Source organism: Streptomyces sp. NPDC039424 (genome assembly GCF_055639495.1).
Map to the genome: position 1 here is coordinate 643633 of NZ_JBVKAI010000001.1, position 20703 is coordinate 664335.

The 20703-nt window shown below is 73.9% G+C and carries 17 protein-coding genes and 1 pseudogene; 7 read left to right on the forward strand and 11 right to left on the reverse strand.

Annotation, left to right across the window (positions count from 1 at the left end; translation table 11 throughout):
- Nucleotides 1-117: 117 nt before the first annotated feature.
- Nucleotides 118-328 (forward strand): annotated as a pseudogene (locus tag ACZ7L0_RS02995) (hypothetical protein); the annotation flags it as partial.
- A gap of 50 nt (nucleotides 329-378) precedes the next feature.
- On the opposite strand, the gene ACZ7L0_RS03000 reads toward ACZ7L0_RS02995, so the two are convergent.
- Nucleotides 379-1176, reverse strand: coding sequence for a GntR family transcriptional regulator (locus tag ACZ7L0_RS03000; RefSeq protein WP_471240973.1), 798 nt, complete (start codon nucleotides 1174-1176; stop codon nucleotides 379-381).
- 167 nt (nucleotides 1177-1343) lie between these two features.
- Between ACZ7L0_RS03000 and ACZ7L0_RS03005 the strand changes: the two genes are divergently transcribed.
- Nucleotides 1344-2183, forward strand: coding sequence for a (2Fe-2S)-binding protein (locus ACZ7L0_RS03005; RefSeq protein WP_471240618.1), 840 nt, complete (start codon nucleotides 1344-1346; stop codon nucleotides 2181-2183).
- 311 nt (nucleotides 2184-2494) lie between these two features.
- Nucleotides 2495-3538, forward strand: coding sequence for a DUF2637 domain-containing protein (locus ACZ7L0_RS03010; RefSeq protein ID WP_471240619.1), 1044 nt, complete (start codon nucleotides 2495-2497; stop codon nucleotides 3536-3538).
- 95 nt (nucleotides 3539-3633) lie between these two features.
- On the opposite strand, the gene ACZ7L0_RS03015 is transcribed toward ACZ7L0_RS03010, so the two are convergent.
- The 3 genes from ACZ7L0_RS03015 to ACZ7L0_RS03025 all read right to left on the reverse strand — a co-directional run bounded on the left by ACZ7L0_RS03015 (nucleotide 3634) and on the right by ACZ7L0_RS03025 (nucleotide 7546).
- The gene (locus ACZ7L0_RS03015; protein WP_471240620.1) at nucleotides 3634-4086 is read right to left on the reverse strand and encodes an ATP-binding protein; all 453 of its coding nucleotides are present in this window, start codon (nucleotides 4084-4086) and stop codon (nucleotides 3634-3636) included.
- Nucleotides 4087-4416: 330 nt separating this feature from the next.
- Nucleotides 4417-6159 carry a pyruvate dehydrogenase gene (locus ACZ7L0_RS03020; protein WP_471240621.1) on the reverse strand — a complete coding sequence of 581 codons (1743 nt, stop codon included), beginning with the start codon at nucleotides 6157-6159 and terminating at the stop codon, nucleotides 4417-4419.
- 28 nt (nucleotides 6160-6187) lie between these two features.
- A complete protein-coding gene (locus tag ACZ7L0_RS03025) occupies nucleotides 6188-7546 on the reverse strand; it encodes a protein phosphatase 2C domain-containing protein (RefSeq protein ID WP_471240622.1) in 1359 nt (452 codons plus the stop codon).
- 490 nt (nucleotides 7547-8036) lie between these two features.
- On the opposite strand from ACZ7L0_RS03025, the gene ACZ7L0_RS03030 reads away from it, so the two are divergent.
- Together ACZ7L0_RS03030 and ACZ7L0_RS03035 are read left to right on the forward strand one after the other, a co-directional pair.
- Nucleotides 8037-9026, forward strand: a complete 990-nt coding sequence (locus tag ACZ7L0_RS03030) for a helix-turn-helix domain-containing protein (protein WP_471240974.1) — start codon at nucleotides 8037-8039, stop codon at nucleotides 9024-9026.
- Between the two features lie 36 nt (nucleotides 9027-9062).
- A complete protein-coding gene (locus ACZ7L0_RS03035) occupies nucleotides 9063-9545 on the forward strand; it encodes a DUF456 domain-containing protein (RefSeq protein ID WP_471240623.1) in 483 nt (160 codons plus the stop codon).
- Here the strand turns inward: ACZ7L0_RS03035 and ACZ7L0_RS03040 are convergent.
- Complete coding sequence (locus ACZ7L0_RS03040) at nucleotides 9508-10767, reverse strand: SGNH/GDSL hydrolase family protein (RefSeq protein ID WP_471240624.1); 1260 nt, start codon at nucleotides 10765-10767, stop codon at nucleotides 9508-9510. The two genes, ACZ7L0_RS03035 and ACZ7L0_RS03040, sit on opposite strands and share 38 nt — an antisense overlap.
- A 174-nt stretch (nucleotides 10768-10941) precedes the next feature.
- On the opposite strand from ACZ7L0_RS03040, the gene ACZ7L0_RS03045 reads away from it, so the two are divergent.
- Nucleotides 10942-11313, forward strand: a complete 372-nt coding sequence (locus ACZ7L0_RS03045) for a PPOX class F420-dependent oxidoreductase (RefSeq protein ID WP_471240625.1) — start codon at nucleotides 10942-10944, stop codon at nucleotides 11311-11313.
- Here ACZ7L0_RS03045 and ACZ7L0_RS03050 read toward each other — a convergent pair.
- The 6 genes from ACZ7L0_RS03050 to ACZ7L0_RS03075 all read right to left on the reverse strand — a co-directional run bounded on the left by ACZ7L0_RS03050 (nucleotide 11310) and on the right by ACZ7L0_RS03075 (nucleotide 19285).
- Entirely contained in the window at nucleotides 11310-12713 is a 1404-nt protein-coding gene (locus ACZ7L0_RS03050) for a DNA-3-methyladenine glycosylase 2 family protein (protein ID WP_471240626.1), read from the reverse strand. The two genes, ACZ7L0_RS03045 and ACZ7L0_RS03050, sit on opposite strands and share 4 nt — an antisense overlap.
- 79 nt (nucleotides 12714-12792) lie before the next feature.
- Nucleotides 12793-13893 carry a ribosome small subunit-dependent GTPase A gene (gene rsgA / locus ACZ7L0_RS03055; RefSeq protein WP_471240627.1) on the reverse strand — a complete coding sequence of 367 codons (1101 nt, stop codon included), beginning with the start codon at nucleotides 13891-13893 and terminating at the stop codon, nucleotides 12793-12795.
- A gap of 211 nt (nucleotides 13894-14104) precedes the next feature.
- Nucleotides 14105-15589 carry a cellulose binding domain-containing protein gene (locus tag ACZ7L0_RS03060; RefSeq protein WP_471240628.1) on the reverse strand — a complete coding sequence of 495 codons (1485 nt, stop codon included), beginning with the start codon at nucleotides 15587-15589 and terminating at the stop codon, nucleotides 14105-14107.
- Nucleotides 15590-15795: 206 nt separating this feature from the next.
- Complete coding sequence (locus ACZ7L0_RS03065; RefSeq protein ID WP_471240629.1) at nucleotides 15796-17115, reverse strand: radical SAM protein; 1320 nt, start codon at nucleotides 17113-17115, stop codon at nucleotides 15796-15798.
- Between the two features lie 92 nt (nucleotides 17116-17207).
- Nucleotides 17208-18281 (reverse strand): LacI family DNA-binding transcriptional regulator, encoded by a 1074-nt coding sequence (locus ACZ7L0_RS03070; protein WP_471240630.1) that lies wholly within the window; start codon nucleotides 18279-18281, stop codon nucleotides 17208-17210.
- A complete protein-coding gene (locus ACZ7L0_RS03075; RefSeq protein WP_471240631.1) occupies nucleotides 18278-19285 on the reverse strand; it encodes a hydroxyacid dehydrogenase in 1008 nt (335 codons plus the stop codon). The genes ACZ7L0_RS03070 and ACZ7L0_RS03075 overlap by 4 nt, the downstream gene beginning before the upstream one ends.
- Nucleotides 19286-19391: 106 nt before the next feature.
- Here ACZ7L0_RS03075 and ACZ7L0_RS03080 point away from each other — a divergent pair, with 106 nt between their 5' ends.
- The gene (locus tag ACZ7L0_RS03080) at nucleotides 19392-20645 is read left to right on the forward strand and encodes an FAD-binding protein (protein ID WP_471240632.1); all 1254 of its coding nucleotides are present in this window, start codon (nucleotides 19392-19394) and stop codon (nucleotides 20643-20645) included.
- The last annotated feature ends 58 nt before the right edge of the window (nucleotides 20646-20703 follow it).

Sequence of the window (20703 nt, forward strand, 5' to 3'; positions counted from 1 at the left end):
CTACGAGAGGAGGCCCGCCGCCTGTTCCGCCTCCTCGGCGGCGTCCCCACCTGGCTGGCCCACCAACTGGCTCCACCGGCTCCGGGGGCGGCTACCGCGTAGCCCCGGAACTCGGGGCACGGTTTCCCCCAGACCCTCCGCATCCCGGAGGAGTTGAGACCTGGCCGACACGGCCCCCGCGCCAACCTCCCCCGCCGACACCGAGACCGAGCCGGAGGCATCCCGCCTGCGAGAGGAGGCCCGCCGCCTGTTCCGCCTCCTCGGCGGCGTCCCCACCTGGCTGGCCCACCAACTGGCTCCACCGGCTCCGGGGGCGGCTACGGCGTAGTGCCGGTACGGCTGGGCCGGGCTGACGTACCGCCGAAGCGGAGCCGCCGCTCAGCCCGCGCCCGCGAAGTGCTCCGCCACCAGTTCCCGGACCACCGTCAGATCGCGTGCGATCAGGGCGTCCAGCAACGCGGTGTGCTCCGCCGCGTCCGCCACGAGGTCGGCCCGGCCGTGCCGGACCGGGCCCCCGACCAGCGGCCACTGCGCCCGCCGGTGCAGGTCCTCGGCGATCCGGACGAGCTGTTCGTTGCCGGACAGGCCCAGTACGGCACGGTGGAACGCCCGGTCGGACTCCGCGTACGTGGCCCGGCACCCGGAGGCCGCCGCGCGGACGGTGTCCTCGGCCAGCGGCAGCAGTTGCGCCCACCGCTCGGCCGGCACCGTACGGGCGAGCCGCAGCATCACCGGCACCTCGATCAGCGCGCGCACCTCGGCCAGCTCCGACAGCTCCCGCGCGCCGCGCACCACCACCCGGAACCCCCGGTTGGGCACGACCTCGACCGCGCCCTCGAGGGCGAGCTGCTGCATGGCCTCGCGCACGGGCGTCGCGGAGACCCCGAACCGCTCGCCGAGCGCGGGCCCGGAGTACACCTCGCCGGGCTTCAGCTCCCCCGCCACCAGCGCCGTGCGCAGGGCGTCCAGGATCTGCCCGCGCACGGAGGCCCGCTGGACGACCGGCCGGGGGTGCGCGACGGACGGCTCGCCGTGGGTGTGCTCGCCCCGGGCGGTCTGGGCGGCCGTGCCCCGTTCCCGGTCCACGTCCTGCGCGCGCGGCTGCGCGGGCAGCCGGACCCCGGCCCCGCGATCCGGCGTGCCCGACCCGGCGGAGCCCTGCACGCCCTGCTTCACGGGGTCCTCCTCCGGCTTGTCGGCACTTGGGGTCATTACGACGGGTTGTTACTCGTCCGTCAAGCACGATAGGCGCACAAGTCGACAGTTCAAACTTCGCCGTCCGATCGGTAAGGTAAGGCTTACCTCGCTCGCCCGTGTCCCATTCCCCGATCGGTGGTGCTCCCATGCCCGTCCCGGCCTCGCCCGTCTCCGCCGCGTACGCCCGCCTCACCGCGGCCTACCCGGGCCTGACCGTCACGGAGCTGGGCCCCCGGGACCCCGCCCCGCGCGGCGGCGACTGGACCGCGGCCGCCGCGCTCGCGGAGGGCGGGACCGAGCTGACGGACTTCCTGGCCTGGGACGAGACCCAGGTACTGCGGGACTACGGACAACGGGCCCGCCCGGACGTGGTGGCGAGCTTCGGGCTGCACCGCTACGCCTGGCCCGCCTGCCTGCTGATCACCGTGCCGTGGTTCCTGCACCGCAGGGTGCCCCGGCTGCCCGTGACCCACGTCTCGTACGACCGCGCCGCCGGCCGGATGGCCGTCCGCGTCGCCTCCTTCGCCTGCCTCCCGGGCGACCCTGCGGCGGCGCTGCCCGGCGCGGTCGTGGTGCCGGACGAGGAGGCGCTGCGCGCCGAGGTGCGGGCCTCGGTCGCCGAGCACCTGGAGCCCGTGCTCACCGGGTTCGGGCCGCGGATGCGGCGGCGCGGGCGCGCGCTGTGGGGCATGGCGACCGACGAGCTGGTGGAGGGGCTGTGGTACATCGCCCATCTGCTCGGCGAGCGGGAGCGGGACCGGGCGGTGCGGGAGCTGGAACTGCTGCTGCCCGGGGCGACCCGGCCGTACATAGGCTCCGCCGCCTTCCGCACCCTCACCGGACCGGACGGCGAGCCGCTGCCCACCCGGGACCGGGTGAGCTGCTGCATGTTCTACACCCTGCGCCCTGAGGACACCTGCGCCACCTGCCCGCGCACCTGCGACACCGACCGGATCGCCAAACTCACCGCCACCGCTGCCGCTTGACGCTCCCTCAGGTCGGAGCACGCCTGCCCGTCCACTAGGATCGCCGCGACCCGAGCCCGATCGGAATCCCCGCACGGGACAGCGATTCACACATTCCCCACCCGTCGCGGGAACTTTCCGAGGAACCATCCGTACGGGTACTCTTATTCGAACTCAACTCCCGCCCCTCACGCGGCAGTTCGAGCAGAACGCCGCCCTGGGCATCCCCTTGCACCTCCTTGGCGGCCTCTTGCCCCGAAACCCCCTGAGGGCCGCTGGGATTGGGCCACTATGGCGGGCGTTACGCCCTATCCCAATGCAAGGGACCCCAGATGAGACTGACCGACATATCGCTGAACTGGCTGCTTCCGGGCGCCGTACTGCTCCTGGGCATGCTGGCGGCGGTGGCGGTGCTGGCGCGCGGCAAGCGCTCCTCCGGTCAGAGCGCGAGCGCGGACGACTCGTGGGAGCGCAGCGAGGAGCGCCGCAGGCGCAAGGAGGCCGTCTACGGCACGGCCTCCTACGTCCTGCTGTTCTGCTGTGCGGCGGTGGCCGCAGCCCTCTCCTTCCACGGACTGGTCGGCTTCGGTGAGCAGAACCTCGGCCTGACCGGCGGCTGGGAGTACCTGGTGCCGTTCGGCCTGGACGGCGCGGCGATGTTCTGCTCCGTGCTCGCGGTGCGCGAGGCCAGCCACGGCGACGCGGCGCTCGGCTCCCGGATACTCGTGTGGACGTTCGCGGGCGCGGCGGCCTGGTTCAACTGGGTGCACGCGCCCAGGGGCGCCGGTCACGCGGGGGCTCCGCACTTCTTCGCGGGCATGTCCCTGTCGGCGGCCGTCCTGTTCGACCGCGCGCTGAAGCAGACCCGCCGGGCCGCCCTGCGCGAGCAGGGTCTGGTGCCGCGCCCGCTGCCGCAGATCCGGATAGTGCGCTGGCTGCGGGCGCCCCGCGAGACCTACAGCGCCTGGTCGCTGATGCTCCTGGAGGGTGTGCGGAGCCTGGACGAGGCGGTCGAGGAGGTGCGCGAGGACAAGCGCCAGAAGGACGAGACGCGTCAGCGCAGGCGCGAGCAGCAGCGCGTCGAGCGTGCCCAGCTGAAGGCGATCAGCCGCGGTCACCGGGGCATCGTCGGGCGCGGCTCCGGCCGCCAGGTGGAGGTGCAGGCGGTGGAGCGCGGCTCCGCCCAGGTCACCGCGGAGCCTGCCATATCCGCGCCGGAGCAACTGCCCGTACGCTCTCGGCCCTCCCTTCAGCCGGTCCGCAAAGGGGCTGACCCCCTCACGGTCGACCTGACCGCGGAGGACGACACGATGGCCCTGCCGCGCCTCGACTCCCTGGAGCGCAAACTCAAGGACCTCGAGCAGCAGTTCGGCTGACCCGCGAGAAGCCGGACACCACGGGACGGGGCGTGACCTTCACGGTCACGCCCCGTCCCGTTCACGCGTCCGTCCGGTTCACGCGCCCGTCCCGCTCACGCGGCCTCCGCGTCGAGCTCGAACCACACCGACTTCCCCACCCCGTGCGCCCGTACACCCCAGGCGTCCGCCAGGGACTGCACCAGCAGCAGACCCCGGCCGTGCGTGCCGTCGTCGGCGTCCGGCATGCACAGGCGGGGCCTGCGGGCGACGAAGTCCCGTACCTCCACGCGCAGTCCGTGCGGTCCGACCACCGCCGTCAGGACGGCGTCGTGGTCGGTGTGGACGAGCGCGTTGGTGACGAGTTCACTGGTGAGCAGTTCCGCTATGTCCAAGCGCCCCGGCTTCCCCCAGTGTCCGAGGAGTTCGCGCAGCGCCCTGCGGGCCTCGGGCACCGCCCGCAGGTCCGCCCGGCCGAGTCTGCGCCGGAGCTGGGGCGCTCGCGTGTGTTCCGTGACGTTGTCGGCATCTTCCCCCGCCTGCTTCGCCGAGGAGGCCCCGATGGCCACGGGACCGCCCCCTCGTGCCTGCCTCTTCATGTCCCCCGCCCGCACGCCGTTGCCGTTACCCCTCCTGATCGAACACGTTCACGGGGATCCATGCCCCGTGTGCCGGGGGCCAGTCATGCCGGATCGCCGACGACCAGCGGTTCGGCCACGGGTGCACCGCCGCTGAGGCACGGCTCCAGCGCCATGGCAACCGCGTTCAGGACAAACGGGCCGCTGTACGACGTCACGGGCGTCCCGTCACCCCGGGCCGAGGTCACCCGCTTCCCGTCCCGGCGGCCGTCGCGGGCTCCGGGAAACTGGCCGGAATCCGCCCATCCTCCGAGTGCCGGTTCAAGGCCGGGGTACGTTGCGCAGGTTGGAGCGCGCCATCTGGAGCATGCGCCCGACCCCGCCCTCCAGCACGATCTTCGACGCGGACAGCGCGAACCCGGTGACCATGTCGGCGCTGATCTTCGGCGGGATGGACAGCGCGTTGGGGTCGGTGACGACGTCGACCAGGGCGGGCCCCTTGTGCCGGAAGGCGTCCTTCAGCGCCCCGGCGAGCTGCTTGGGCTTCTCCACCCGCACCCCGTACGCGCCGCAGGCGCGGGCCACCGCGGCGAAGTCGGGGTTGGTGTTGGCGGTGCCGTACGAGGGCAGGCCCGCGACCAGCATCTCCAACTCGACCATGCCGAGGGAGGAGTTGTTGAAGAGCACGACCTTCACCGGCAGGTCGTGCTGGACGAGGGTCAGGAAGTCGCCCATCAGCATGGTGAAGCCGCCGTCCCCGGACATCGACACCACCTGCCGCCGGCGGTCGGTGAACTGCGCGCCGATCGCCATCGGCAGCGCGTTCGCCATCGAGCCGTGGGAGAAGGAACCGATGATCCGGCGGCGGCCGTTGGGCGAGATGTAGCGGGCGCCCCAGACGTTGCACATCCCGGTGTCGATGGTGAAGACGGCGTCGTCGTCGGCGACCTCGTCCAGGACGGCGGCCACGTACTCGGGGTGGATCGGCACGTGCTTGTCGACCTTGCGGGTGTACGCCTTGACGACGCCCTCCAGCGCGTCCGCGTGTTTCCTCAGCATCCGGTCGAGGAAGCGCCGGTCGTCCTTGGTCCGCACCCGCGGGATCAGACAGCGCAGCGTCTCGCGCACATCGCCCCACACTGCCAGGTCCAGCCGGGAGCGACGGCCCAGCACCTCCGGCCGCACGTCGACCTGGACGATCTTCACATCGTCCGGCAGGAAGGCGTTGTACGGGAAGTCGGTGCCGAGCAGGATCAGCAGGTCGCACTCGTGGGTGGCCTCGTAGGCGGCGCCGTAGCCGAGCAGACCGCTCATACCGACGTCGAACTTGTTGTCGTACTGGATCCACTCCTTCCCCCGCAGCGCGTGCCCCACCGGCGATTTGATCTTCTCGGCGAACTCCATCACCTCGGCGTGCGCGCCCGCCGTGCCGCTGCCGCAGAACAGGGTGACCCGGTCGGCCTCGTCGATCATCCGGACGAACTGGTCGATCTCGGCGTCGGCGGGCCGGGCGGTGGGCCGCGAGGTGACGATGGCGGTCTCGGCGGCCTTGTCGGGCGCGGGCTGGGCGGCGATGTCGCCGGGCAGGGAGACCACGCTCACCCCGCTGCGGCCGACGGCGTGCTGGATCGCGGTCTGCAGCAGCCGGGGCATCTGCCGGGGGCTGGAGATCAGCTCGCTGTAGTGGCTGCACTCGGCGAACAGCCGGTCGGGGTGGGTCTCCTGGAAGTAGCCCAGGCCGATCTCGCTGGAGGGGATCTGCGAGGCGAGGGCGAGGACCGGGGCCATGGAGCGGTGGGCGTCGTACAGCCCGTTGATGAGGTGGAGGTTGCCGGGCCCGCAGGAGCCGGCGCAGGCGGCCAGCCGCCCGGTGACCTGGGCCTCGGCCCCGGCCGCGAAGGCGGCGGTCTCCTCGTGGCGTACGTGGATCCAGTCGATGGCGGAGTTGCGGCGGACGGCGTCCACCACCGGGTTGAGGCTGTCACCGACGACGCCGTACAGACGGCGCACACCGGCGCGGACGAGGATGTCGACGAACTGCTCGGCGACGTTCTGCTTGGCCATGGATTACATGAACCCACAAGGTGCCGGCTTACGCCTCCCACACGGCCGCCACCGTACGGTCGTCGGCGTAGCCCTTCACCCGTACCTGCGTGTCGGCGAGGAACGCGGCGAGGCCGGGCGCGGTGCGGCCGGACCAGCGCCGTGCCAGGTAGGCGCAGAGGGCGGCCTCGCCGCGCAGCGGGTCGGCCAGGCCGGACGTGCACATCAGCAGCGCATCACCCGGTCGGGCGATGGAGGCGCGGAAGCGGAAGGGTTCCCGGGGCGGTTGCGGGGCCGGTTCGAAGGGGCTCGGCGGCGTCGGGATGCCGAGGTCCATGGTGAGCCGGTCGCCCTCGGGGGTCTCGGCCGGGGGCGAGCCGAAGCCGACGACGGGCTCGCCGGCCGCCGGGACGGTGGAGACCTGCGGCTCGATGTCCTGCCACTCGTCGCCGCGCAGCCGGAACAGTCCGCCCGCGCCGACGCCGAAGAACACGCGCGTACGGCAGTCGGGGTGAGCGGGCAGCAGCAGACAGCGCAGCGTGGCCGCGTACTCCTCCGGGTCGACGCCCTGTTCGGTGGCGCTGGCGCGGAGCCGGCCGAGGCTGCGGTCGGTGAGCCGGTGCAGCCCGGACTTGAGGTCGCCGCGCCGACCGGCCCGGATGTCCTCGGCCAGTCGTGCGTGACTGCGCCCCACCGCCCGTCCGATCCACCGGCACGCCTCGGCCGCCGCCCGGTGCGCGTCCGGCGTGGCCCGCGCCCCGGTCGCCATCGCCACCAGGACCAGGGCCTGCTCGCCGCTGCCGAACCGGGCGGTCAGCAGCGAGTCGCGGCGCGGCTCCCCGCGGTACCGCGGGGAGTCCCCGCGCACGGAGGCGGCCCGCAGTGTGCAGGTGCCGTAGCGCGCCCCGTCCAGCACGGTGTCGGCGACCAGGTCGCCCAGTTCCTCCGGGTCGGCGGCCGGCAGCGCCGTGGGTTCGGGGTCGTAGGTCGGCGGACCGGAGCCCACGTAGTCGACGCCCGCGGGGGGCTGCGGGGCGGGGAGGTCGAGGTGGGTGGCGGGGTGGGCGGCCTGGGGGGTCTCGGCGGTGGCCTCCGGCGCGGCCGGGGGCGGGGAGGGGGGTGCGGCGGGCTTCGGGGGTGCGGCGGGGCGTGGGGGCGGGTCGGCGGCGCGCTGGGTAGGGACCGCGCCCCCGGGAGGGCGTTTGGAGCGGCCCTCCGGTGAAGCCGTGGTCTGCGCTTCCCGCGTCCCGGGTTGTGGCGGGACGCCGACCGCGCCCGCCGCCGAGGCGAACCGGTCGTCCAGGGAATCGGCCTGGGCCGTGGGCCCCGTGTCCGGGGTCGAGTCGTCGTACAGCTGTCCCCACCAGTCGTCCTCGCGACGGGCGGGCCTGCCCCCCTGCTGGTTCATGCCCCCAATTGTCCACCGCACGGGCCGTATGAAAACGGGGCATCCCGAAAATCCGGCGCACCTTCCGGCCGTTGACCGCATGTCAGGTACGTCATCGAACAGCCGTGCGTGGGACGAGGGTTGCCGCGGGAAGCGGGCCGCCGGGCGGCCCCACCCCCCACGGGAGGACCGCCCGGCGACACGGAGTGACCCGGCCCCGGATCCCCTTCGCGCGCTCGCGCACGTCATGGGCCCGGGCCACCGTCCACGCGGCCGGGTCCACCGCAACCGGACGGCCGCTCCGCAGGTTGACCGGCTTCCCTGGTGATCGGCTGTGAAACCGGCCGCGGATCCGCCGGTGATGATCGACATCGCGGTGACGACACCTTGGCAGAGTGACCGGTGGTACGGCGATGATGTGCCGAGGCGGGTTTGCGTCGTGGCCGGTTTCCGCCACGGCCCGGACCGCGCCGGGGTCGTCGGGGGTCTCAAGGGGAGGGACGAGGGGCTGATGCTGGCAGGGATAGGGCTGGACGAGACGCACGAGTCGGCCTACCGGGCACTGGTCTCCGTGGGCGCCGCCGACGTGCCTGATCTGGCGCGGCGGCTGACCCTGGCCGAGCCCGACACCGAGCGCGCGCTGCGCCGGCTGGAGCGGCAGGGGCTGGCGGCCCAGTCCTCGGCCCGGCCCGGCCGCTGGGTCGCCGCCCCGCCCGGCGTGGCGCTGGGCGCGCTGCTCACCCAGCGGCGGCACGAGCTGGAGAAGGCCGAGCTGGCGGCGGTGCTGCTGGCCGAGGAGTACCGGGCGTCGGCCGCCGAACCCGCCGTGCACGACCTGGTCGAGGTGGTCACCGGCGCCTGCGCGGTCGCACAGCGCTTTCTGCAGCTCCAGCTCGGCGCGAGCGACGAGGTGTGCGCGCTGGTCACCGGCGACCCGGTCGTGGTCTCCGGCGCGGACAACCACGCCGAGGAGCAGGCGGCCGGGCGGGGCGTGCGCTACCGGGTGGTCGTCGAGCGGCCGGTGCTCGACCTGCCGGACGGCGTCACCGAGCTGACGGCGGCGCTGGGCCGGGACGAGCAGGTGCGGGTGACCGACCGGGTGCCGACCAAACTGGTGGTCGCCGACCGGTCCCTGGCGATGGTCCCGCTCACCTCGCACAGCGCCGAACCCGCCGCCCTCGTGGTGCACGCCAGCGGCCTGCTGGAACTGCTGTCCGGCCTGTTCGAATCGGTGTGGCGGGAGGCGCTGCCGCTGCGGCTCGGCGCGTCGGGGCCCGGTGAGCAGCGGCCGGACGGCCCCGACGCCACCGATCTGGAGGTGCTGTCGCTGCTGCTGGCCGGGCTGACGGACGCGAGCGTCGCCAAACAGCTGGGCCTCGGCCTGAGGACCGTACAGCGGCGGGTGAAGCGGCTGATGGAACTGACCGGTGTGACGACCCGGCTGCAGCTGGGCTGGCACGCCTACGAGCGGGGCTGGGTGGCCCGGGACAGCCGCCCGTGACCTGCGCCTCCCGCTCCGCTCCGGCACGCTGGTCGGATGGGAGCGTGGGAACTCCTGCTGGTCGGCCTGGTGATCGTGCTCGGCCTGTGCGGAGTGCTGGTGCCCGGGGTGCCGGGATCGTGGCTGGTGTGGGCCGCGGTCCTGTGGTGGGCGCTGAAGGACCCGCGGCCGGTGGCGTGGGCCGTGCTGGCGGGCGCCACCGCCGTGCTGCTCCTCTCCCTGGCGGTGCGCCGGGCGCTCCCGCCCCGGCGGCTGCGCGCGACCGGTGCCACCCCGCTGCTGGGGGTGTACGCGGGGGCCGGGGCGTTCCTCGGTTTCCTCCTGCTTCCGGTGCTCGGCGCGATCCCCGGATTCATGGCCGGGATCTACGTGTACGAACGCCGGCGCCTGGGCGGGCACGTCGCGGCCATGGCGGCGCTGCGCACGGCGATGCGTTCGGGCGGCTCCGGCGTGCTCGCCGAACTCCTCGCCTGCCTGCTGATCACCGGGGCGTGGCTCGCGGCGGTGCTGCGGGGCTGACCGCCCACCACAGGACGGCGCCCAGGTCGACCCGGTCGGCCAGGGCGCGGGCGCCCGCGTCGTTGAAGTGCAGGTGGTCGCCGCAGTCGTAGGCGCGCCGGATCCGCTGCGGCCGGTCCGGGTCGCGGACGGCGGCGTCGAAGTCGGCGACGGCGTCGAAGGCGCCGCCCGCCCGGATGAAGGCGTTGACCTCCTGCCGTACCGCCTCCCGTGCCGCGGTGAAGGCGGGGTGTCCGCCGTACGGGGTGAGGGTGGCCCCGACGACCCGGATCCCACGGGCGTGCGCGCGGGCCACGATCGTCCGGTAGGCGTCCGCCATGGCGTGCGCGTCGCCGGCCTGCGGCCTGCCCTTGATGATGTCGTTGATGCCCTCCAGCACGATCAGCACCCGCGCCCCGGCCCGCGACAGGGCGTCGGCGCGAAGCCGGGTCAGGGCGCTCGGTCCGGTGCCGTCGAGCAGCAGGCGGTTGCCGGCGATGCCGGCGTTGAGGACGCCGGGGCGCAGGGACGGGGGCAGCGCGCGCAGGCGTTCGGCGAGGCGGTCGGGCCAGCGGTGGTTGGTGTCGGGGGTGGTGCAGGTGCCGTCGGTGAGGGAGTCGCCGAACGCGACGACGCTGCCGGCGGCCGGGCCGCGCACGTCGACACCGGTGACGTAGTACCAGTGGCCGGTGGTGACCGGGTACCCGCTCCCGTCCTCGTCGGCGGCCCGGCCGGCGCCGTCGAGGGCGAGGTAGCCGGTCTGCAGGGCCGTGCGGTGGTAGGTGGCGGGCCCGGAGTCGGTGGGCGTCGCGACCGTGACGAGCAGGTCGGCGGCGGACGGTACGGCCAGCCGCACCGGATCGGTGACCACATCCCGGCCCGGCGGGACGACGACGGTCCGGGCGCCGCGGAAGGTGGCGGTGCGCATCGACCCGGGCACGGCGTCCGGGCCGCCCGCCCGCCGCAGGGCGACCGTGACCGCGCCGAGCGTCAGGGGGGCGCTGCCGAACCGGTTGCTCAGGCGCACCCGCAGGACCCGCCCGCCGACACCGACGTGCACCACGTTGCGGACGGCGGCGCCCGGGAACGGCGGCGCGACACCGGACGGGGCGGCCTCCCAGGTGCCGGTCCAGACCGGCGGAGCGGGCCTGGACGAGGGCAGGGCGGACCCGGGCCCGGCCGTCGTCGCCGTACCCGCCAGCGCCAGGACCGCCGCCGCGAGGACCCGTTTGCCCTTGCCCATGACCCCGCCCGCCCTTCCCGCTCCTGTCGGCCGCAGGCGACGGTGGCACACGCGCGACCGGCGCTGACGGAGCATCACCGGCAGCACCACTCGCTCGGCCCAGGGCGGAGCAGGCCGACGGCCTAGGACGAAGAGCCGATGCGCGCGGGCGCGGGGGCGTGTTTGGCTGCCCGCATGACCGAATTCAGCGCGGCCGAGCGCGCCTACCTCCGATCGCAGCGGCTGGGACGGCTGGCCACCGTCGACCCGCACGGTCAGCCGCAGGCCAACCCCGTGGGCTTCTTCCCGCAGGACGACGGCACCATCCTGATCGGCGGCTTCGCGATGGGCCGCAGCAAGAAGTGGCGCAACCTGCGGAAGAACCCGAAGGTCGCCCTCGTCGTGGACGACATCGTCAGCCTCGACCCGTGGACGGTGCGCGGCGTCGACATCCGCGGCGAGGCCGAACTCCTCGTCGGCCCGCACGACTTGGGCCCGCACTTCAGCGAGGAGGTGATCCGGGTCCATCCGCGGCGGATCCACAGTTGGGGGCTGGAGGCGGGCTAGTCGGCCGGCTCCCCCGCCACCGCCAGGTGCCGGAGGGCGTACGAGCGCCAGGGCCGCCAGGTGTCCGGGACGTCCGTGCCGGGCGGGGCCACGTCCGGGTCGCCCAGGGCGCGGACGCGGACGGTGGCGACGACGGCCGGGTCCATGCCGGGCAGGGCGAGCAGCGCCGCCTCGGTGTCCTCCCGGTCGGCTCCCGGGTCCAGTCGTACGGTGCCGTCGGCGAGCGCGGCGGCCAGCGTGCCCAGGGTGCCGTGCGGCTCGGCCTCGGCGAGCACGGCGGGCTCCGGGAACAGATGGGTGAGGCTGCCGCAGGGGGCGTCCAGCGCCTTGCCGTACCGCCGTACGAGCAGCTCGGCCTCCTCGCGTCCCACCAGCGCCCGCACCGCGAGTTCCGCCGGGTCGGCGGTGCCGGGCGAGCGCAGCCCGGGCCGGGCGGCGACCAGCGGGGCGAGTTCCGGGTCGGCGCCGAGCCGCTCGTCGACGGCGTAGGGGTCGGCGTCCAGGTCGAACAGCCGCCGCAGCCGCTGCACGGCGGTCGTCAGGTCCCGGAGGTCGGTGAGGTGCAGCCGGGCGTCGAGCCAGCCGCCGGGGTGGGCGGCCGGCCCCGCCCTGGGCGCGCCCGCGCGCTCCTCGACGGCGGCGATCCCGGTGCCGTACGGCAGCCGCAGCGTGCGCCGGTAGGTGCGGCGGCCCACCGCGCCGCTCACCTCCTCGACACCCGGTACGGCCTCGCGCCGCAGCAGGTCGAAGACGGCACCGGACTGGTACGGCCCCCGGTGGGCGAGCCGCAGCGGGATCCCGGCACCGGGAGTGGCGGCCCGGCGGCCCCGGCCCGGTCCCCTCGGCGCGGCGGCCCGCAACTCGCTCGGCGTCGCGGCGTACACCGCCCGCATCGTGTCGTTGAACTGCCGCACACTGGCGAACCCGGACGCGAACGCGATCTCGGTGACCGGCAGCCCGGTCGTCTGCAGCAGCACCCGCGCGGTGTGCGCCCGCTGCGCCCGGGCCAGCGCGACGGGCCCGGCGCCCAGCTCGGCGGTGAGCTGCCGCTGCACCTGCCGCGCGCTGTATCCCAGCCGCGCGGCGAGCCCGGCGACGCCCTCCCGGTCGACGACGCCGTCGCCGATCAGCCGCATCGCCCGGCCCACCGCGTCCGCGCGCACGTTCCACTCGGCGGACCCGGGCACGGCGTCCGGCCGGCACCGCCGGCACGCCCGGAACCCCGCCCCCTGCGCGGCGGCGGCCGTCGCGAAGAACCGCACGTTGCGCCGCTTCGGGGTCACCGCCGGGCAGCTGGGCCGGCAGTAGATCCCGGTGGTCTCGACGGCGAAGAAGAACTCGCCGTCGAACCGGGCGTCCCGGCTGCGCACGGCCTCGTACCTGGTGTCCTCGTCCGTCATGCCGTCCAGTGTGCGCGCGGAGCGGACCCCCGGCTGGCGGAAAACGGACATCCAGGTACGGCGACGGCGGCCCCGGGCGCTACTGCCATCCCCTCCGCTTGGCCTCCATCGCGGCCTTGCCGATGGCGCCCTTCCGCTTCCAGTCCCGCCGGAGCTCCGCCCGGACCCGTGCGTCGGTCTTGGCGACGATCCACTGGTTCTCCCGCATGAGCTTGCGGTAGCTCTCCAGCCGCCGCACCGGCAGCTCTCCCGAGGCGACGGCGGCGAGCACCGCGCACCCCGGCTCGCTCTCGTGCGCGCAGTCGTGGAACCGGCACTCCCTCGCCAGCTCCTCGATCTCGGAGAACACCTGCCCGACGCCCACCTCGGCGTCGAACAGGCCCACCCCGCGCAGCCCGGGGGTGTCGATCAGCACGCCCCCGGCGGGCAGCGCGAGCAGGTTGCGGGTGGTCGTCGTGTGGCGGCCCTTGCCGTCCACGTCCCGCGCGGCCCGGACGTCCATCACCTCCTCGCCGAGCAGCGCGTTGGCGAGCGTGGACTTGCCCGCGCCGGACTGCCCGAGCAGCACGGAGGTACCGCCGCCGACCAGCGCGACGAGGACGTCGAGCCCCTCGCCGTGCAGCGCGCTGACGGTCAGCACCGGCACGCCCGGCGCCGTCGTCTCCACGTCCTGGACGAGGTACGACAGCGCCACCGGGTCCGGCACCAGGTCGGCCTTGGTCAGCACGACCACCGGCTGCGCCCCCGACTCCCAGGCGAGGGCCAGGAACCGCTCGACCCGGCCGAGGTCGAGCTCGACGGCGAGCGACACGGCGACGACGGCGTGGTCGACGTTGGCGGCGAGGATCTGCCCCTCGGACCGCTTGGAGGAGGTGGACCGTACGAAGGCGGTCCGGCGCGGCAGATACGCCCGTACGTAGCGCGGGTTGCCGCCGGGGTCGACGGCGACCCAGTCACCGGTGCACACGACCCGCATCGGATCGTGCGGGGTGACGAAGGCGGTGTCGGCCCGCACCACCCCGCCGGCGGTGACCACGTCGCACTGGCCGCGGTCGACCCGGATCACACGCCCGGGCAGCAGGCCCTCGGACGCGAAGGGGGCGAACTCGTCCGCCCAGGCCTCGTCCCAGCCGTAGGGAACGAGGGAGGAAGCGGAAGAAAAGGCAAAGCTGGAAGTCAAGGGGTGACCCTTCACAAGGGTGGCCCCGGCAGCCGCGTACGCACGCGGAGAAGTTGGTGTGGGATCAGCCGGCGGCCACGGAGGTGGACTTGACGGTCTTCGGGATGCGGGCAGCGCCCAGCACAGTGACAGCCATCGGTCACACCTCCTGTCTCACGTCGGCGACAACGATCACACCCTAGCCGGGGCTCCCTCGGCCCCGTCAACCGAATTACTTCGCGCAGGCCTCGCCGTTCAGCGTGAAGCCGTACGGCGCCGAGTTGGTCCCCTGCCAGGAGGCGAGGAAGCCGAAGGAGAGGCTGCCGCCCGGGGCGACGGACTTGTTGTAGTCGGCGGCGGTGGCGGTGACCCGGGAGCCGTGCTGGGTGACGCCGGCGTCCCACATCTGGCCGACCTGCTGGCCGTCCCGGAAGGACCAGGCGACGCGCCAGCCGGTCAGGGCCTCGCTGGAGGTGATGGTGACGGTGGCCTGGAAGCCGTCGGGCCACTGGTTCACGAGCTCGTACTCGACCCGGCATGCGGGCGCGGCCTCGCTGCTGCCGGAGGTCTCGTGCGCGGTGGAGGACGAGGTCCCCTGCGGCTCCGGGTCGGGGTCGGCCGGGTCGGACCTGTCGGACTTGCTGGTCGTCCCGGACGCGGCCGGGGCGGCGGAGCGGGACGCCGGGGCGGAGGGCAGCGGTGCCGCGGACGGCAGGGAGGGGCTCGGGTCGGCGACCGGCTGACGGTCGTCGTGGGCTGCCGCGGTGTCGTCGCCGGAGCCGCCGAACGGCATCATCGACACGCCGAGCGCCAGCACCGACAGCAGGACCGCGGCGGCGAGCAGCCCATGGCGCGCGACGCGGGTACGGCCCGTGCCCTCCCCCGGCTCCCCGCTCTCCCGGTCCGGCTTCGCGGGGCCGCCCGCGCCCAGGCGCACTTCGGCGGCCCGGCGGCGGCGCTCCAGATAGGCGAGACCGCCCCAGCCGATCACGCCTGAGGCCAGGGCCGCGGGCACGCCGCCGCCGTGCAGCCGCAGGCAGGCGGCGGCCTCCGCGCACTGCACACAGGTGGCGAGGTGCCGGGAGAGGTCCACGGGCGTGTCGGCGGCGGTCGAACGGGTGACCGCGTCCAGGAGCCGCGCGTAGCTGCGGCACTGCGCGTCCATCGGCGAGTCGAGGTGGGCGCGGTGGGCGCGGTCCCGGAACAGGGCGCGTACCTGGTCCAGTTCCCGGGCCGCGGCGGCCGGGTCGAGGCCCAGGCGGCGGGCGACGGCGGGCAGCGGCAGCGCCTCCACCTCGGCCAGCCACAGCAGCGACGCGTCCGCCTCCTGCATGTCCCTCAGGCCGCGCAGGGCGACCGGGCGCAGCAGGGGCAGCCCGGTGTAGCGGGCGGCCTTGTCGGAGTTGAGCCACAGCCGGAGGTCCGGGTCGAGCTTGTGCCCCTGGCCGTCGGCCTCCCAGGTCGCCGCCGTGGTGCGGACGGCGGTGAGCAGCAGGGGGATCATGGGCAGCCGGGCCGGGCGGCGGCCGGCGCCGCGGCCGGGCGCGGCCTCGGCGGCGCGGGCCTCGCGTATACCGAGCGCGAACGCGTCCGTGGCCAGCTGGTTGGCCGAGGCGGCGCCGGAGGTGCACAGGTCGGCGTAGGAGAGGACCGCGTCCCAGCACTCGGAGAACAGCGCGGCCTCGGCGGCGTCCTGGGGCTTCGGCAGGTCGGGCATGGGTCTCCTGCATCCACGAACGAGGTCAACTCGCCACATCGGCAAAGGAGTTGGGGGGAACCTCGCGGCAGGGCCCGAGCTTTTCACGTCATCGACACAACTGACAAGCGGCATATTCAAAAACCGGTTGCCATTTCGGCCGCCCCCGTCTCCGGCCTTGTGTACGGACGCGGACCGCCCTCCGACTCAACGTCCGCGCCCGGTTTTTATACCTGGGCCGGCTCCTGTGCCGGAAGGCTGTCCATGAAGGAGCTGACGGAGAACACGGCACGGCCGGGGCCGGGCGGTCCGTAGCCGGGGGGCGAGGCGAGGCCGAACTCGTCCATCGTGGCGCGGTACGCCTCCAGCAGGCGGATGTGGTACTCCAGCGGCGCGCCCTGCGGGTTGGCTTTGCCGAGCGGGGTGGTGGGCTCGGGGCACCAGGTGGTGAAGCGGGGTGTGATGCCGTGCGACATGAAGAAGCGCAGGCCCTCGGTGGTCGAGGCGATGGCCTCGTCGACCGTGGTGAAGCCGAACGGCTCGGCCATCTCCACGCCCGCGACGAAGTTGGGGATGACGTTGCGCGCGCCGAAGACCTCCGCCGAGTCCAGGATCCGCCGGTGCCACTCGTCCCGGCCGACGTAGCGCTCCTTGCCCGGGCAGTACAGCTCGAACAGACGGCGGTCCCACACCTCGTAGTTGGGGTGGTAGATCTGCACGCCGTAGTCCTTGAACCGCTGTACGTCGTCGCGCGGCAGCGCCTGGGCCACCACCTTGCCGATCCAGCGGCCCGGGAAGCGCTCCTCGATGGCCTTGGCGTAGTGGCCGTAGAAGTCGGCCTCGTCGCGCCCGGCGACCGTCTTGGTGATGGCGCCGCCGGTGAGGGTGTAGGCGGTGGACGCCTTCTGGGTGTCGTACCGGTCGATGATCTCCAGCGCCTCCAGGACCTCCTCGACGTCCTTCACACCCGTGTACGGCCGCCCGGCCGCCTTGTGCTGGCGCCAGTTGTGGTTGATGTCGCAGTACTGGCACTCCTCCTTGGCGCCGAAGTACTGGCAGACCCGGAAGACGGTGAGGTAGATGAGGTAGCCCCACTGGATGGTCGGGGCGACCTCCATGACGGACTTCCCGTTGGAGAGGGTGTGCCGGTAGTACTCGGGCATCGGCGGCACGCCCACGTCGGCGATCCGCTGGCCGTCGAGGTACAGCCCGAGCAGCCCTTCGTCGTCGGCGGCGACCCGGTAGGGCGAGGACGGGTTCACCCGCACGGAGACGACGGTGCGGCGCAGGTCGTAGGGGCCGCCGGTGAGGATGATCTCCTCGGGGGGCCGCCGGAGCGCGGCCTCGCCGAGCTCGGGCAGGGTGCCGTGGTCGAAGGAGAAGATGAAGTACGACTTGGGCTTGACCTCGCCGCTCTCGTTGTCGGACAGCGCGGACGCGTCGAAGGCGACCCCGCCCCGGAGCAGGTCCTCCTTGAAGACGGCTTCCCGCGGTACATGCGGGAACCGCTCCATCAGATCCTCGACCAGCGCGGTGCGGCTGCCCATCCGAATCTCCTCCCGGCTCAGGCGTTCGACTCCTCACGGTATGCCCCCGCCTGTACGGCTGCCCGGCCGGGTCCCCCCAAAGGTGCGGCGGGTCAGCCGCCGCCCGCCCGCCGTGTCGACTCCCGCAGCACCACGTGGGTGCCCAGGACCAGGTGCTGGCTGTCGGGCAGCTCGTCGCGGTGCAGGGCCAGCCGGACGGCGGCGCGGCCCAGCTCCTCCTGGGGGACGTGCACGGTGGTCAGGGCGGGATACACGTCGCGGGCGACCGGGATGTCGTCGTATCCGGCGACGGCGATGTCGTCGGGTATGCGCCGGCCGGCCTCGCGCAGGGCCTGGACCACCCCGGTGGCGATCATGTCGGTGGCGGCGAAGATCGCGGTGAACTCCTTCCCGGAGGTGAGGAGTTCACGGGTCGCCCGGTAACCGTAGGAGCGGGCGAAGACGCCGTCGACGATCAGGGCGGGGTCCGGGGCCAGGCCGAGGAGTTCATGGGCGCGGGTGAAGCCCCGGACGCGCTGGCCGCTGGTGGACAGGCCGGGCACCCGGCCGAGGTAGGCGATGCGCCGGTGGCCCGCGGAGAGCAGGTGGGTGGTCAGGGCGAAGGCGCCGCCCTCGTTGTCGTAGTCGACGACCGTGGCGGGGACGCCGGCGCCGAGCGGCGGCCGGCCGACCAGCACCAGCCGGGAGCCCGCCCGGTCCAGGGCGTGCGCGAAGTGGGTCATACGGTCCTGGTAGGCCTTGTCCTCCCAGGCGCCGCCCACCACGATCACCGCGTCGGCCCGCTGCTCGCGCATGGTCTCGACGACGGCGAGGATGCGGCGCGGGTCGCCGTGCGTGGTGCACAGCATGCACAGCCGGCCCTCCTCGGAGGCCTGCTCCTCCACCCCGCGCGCGATGTGGGCGTAGAACGGCCCGGTGACGTCGTCGACGACGAAGGCGACCGTCTTGTTGGTGGCGCCGCCGAGGGCGCGGGCGTGCGCGTTGACCACGTAGTCCAGCTCGCGCATGGCCTTGAGGACCTTGGCGCGGGTGGCCGCGGCCACCGGGTAGGTGCCGCCCAGGACGCGGGAGACGGTGGAGGCGGAGACCCCGGCCCGCGCGGCCACGTCCCGCACGGTCGAGGCGTCCTGGCCGGCCGCCGGCTGCGTCCGCTTCGCCGTCGTCACGCCGCCCGCTCCAGCGCGGTGTGGTCGATCGCGTACTCCAGCGGGCCGCCGCCGAGCAGCCGTTCGGCCTCCTCGGCGACCGTGCGGCCGAGGCGGGCCACCTCGTTGCCCTGGGAGCCGGCGAGGTGGGGGGTGATGAAGGCGTTGGGCAGGCCGAACAGGGGCGAGTCGGCGGGCAGCGGTTCGGGGTCGGTGACGTCGAGGACGGCGCTCAGCCGTCCGGTACGCAGCTCGGCGACCAGGGCGTCGTGGTCGACGAGCGCGCCGCGCGCGGTGTTGATCAGGACCGATCCGTCGGGCATCAGGGCGAGTTCGCGGGCGCCGAGCAGGTGACGGGTCTGCGGGGTCTGCGGGGCGTGCACGGTGACGATGTCCGAGGTGCCGAGCAGTTCGTCCAGTCCGGCCAGGGGGACACCGAGCCGGGCGGCCTCCGCCTCGTCCACGTACGGGTCGGCGAGGCTCACCCTCAGGTCGTGGGGGCGCAGCAGCTCGATCAGCCGGCGGCCGATGCGGGAGGCGCCGACGACGCCGACGCGGCGGCCGTAGTTGCCGATGCCGGGGAGGATGTCGCCGTAGGGGAAGTCGCGCCGGGTGCGGAGCTGGTCGCGGTAGCCGAACACGTCCTTCCCGGCGAGCAGGATCATGGCGAGGGTGTACTCGGCGACGGGCAGCGCGTTGGCCGCCGCCGCCGAGGAGACCGCGATGCCGCGCCGCCAGACCTCGGGGGTGGTGAAGCCCTTGACGGAACCGGCCGCGTGCAGCACCGCGCGCAGCTCGGGGGCCGCGTCCAGGGCCGCCGCGTCCAGGCGGGGGCAGCCCCAGCCGGTGATGAGGACCTCGGTGCGGGCGAGCGTCTCCCGGATCCGGGGGTCGGTGAAGTCCTGCGCCACCAGAGTGGGATCGATTTCTACGTACTCACGCAGCCGCGCGAGCACCTCCGGCGGGAAAATGTGCGGCACGTTCTGGGCGGTCATGGCGAACAGTGCCTGGGGACGCTCGGGCAAGGAAGTGACCTTCCGGCTCGGTGACGCGCGGATAGCAACCGGTCTCTACGGTAGGTGGCGGTGAATGAGAGGGTCAATGGACACGCACTCACCGGGAGGGGCAGGGATGACTCGGGCGGTCACCAACTGGGCACGCAACATCACCTACACGGCGAAGGAGTTCCACCGGCCGCACTCACCGGACACGCTGAGGGCCCTGGTCGCCGGCAGCGCGAAGGTGCGGGTGCTGGGCAGCGGGCACTCCTTCAACCCGATCGCCGACCCGGGCCCCGACGGCGTCCTGCTGTCGATCGCGGACCTGCCGCCGGTACTCGACGTCGACACCGCGGCCCGTACGGTACGCGTCTCGGGCGGCGTCCGGTACGCGGAACTGGCCCGCGCGGTCCACGCGCGCGGTCTCGCCCTGCCCAACATGGCGTCCCTGCCGCACATCTCGGTGGCCGGTTCGGTGGCGACCGGCACCCATGGCTCGGGGGTCGGCAACGGGCCGCTGGCCTCGGCGGTGCGCGCGGTGGAACTGGTCGTCGCGGACGGCTCGACGGTGACGCTGGCACGCGGCGAGGAGGGCTTCGACGGCGCGGTGACCTCCCTCGGCGCGCTCGGCGTGGTCACCGCGCTGACCCTGGACCTGGAACCGGCGTACGAGGTCGAGCAGCACCTCTTCACCGAGCTTGGGCTGGCGGGGCTGGACTTCGAGGCGGTGGCGGGGGCCGCGTACAGCGTGAGCCTGTTCACCGACGCGCGGGCGGCGGGCTTCCGGCAGGTGTGGGTGAAGCGGCGCACCGACCAGGCGCCGGTGGACTTCCCGTGGGCCCGGCCCGCGACCGAGGCGCTGCATCCGGTGCCGGGTATGCCGGCGGTGAACTGCACCGAGCAGTTCGGGGTGCCGGGGCCGTGGCACGAGCGGCTGCCGCACTTCCGGGCGGAGTTCACGCCGAGCAGCGGGGCGGAGCTGCAGTCGGAGTATCTGCTGCCGCGGTCGGCGGCCCTCGATGTGCTGTATGCGATCGACGAGATCCGGGAGACGGTGGCCCCCGTACTGCAGACCTGCGAAGTGCGGACGGTCGCCGCCGACCGGCAGTGGCTGAGCCCGGCCCACGGGCGGGACTCGGTGGCCGTCCACTTCACCTGGATCGAGGACGCGTCGGCGGTGCTGCCGGTGGTGCGCCGGGTGGAGGAGGCGCTGGACGTCTTCGAGCCACGGCCGCACTGGGGGAAGGTGTATACGATCTCCGCGGACACACTGCGTCGACGGTATGCACGCCTCGGCGACTTCCTGGCGCTGGCCCGCCTGCTGGATCCCAGCGGCAAGTTCACCAACGCCTTCCTCCGGGCGACCTTTATAAAGCCCCTTTCCTAACCCCTTGTCGAAAGGTCTCGGCAGCCCATAGCCTTGCGCCGCGCCGGTGCCGACGTCG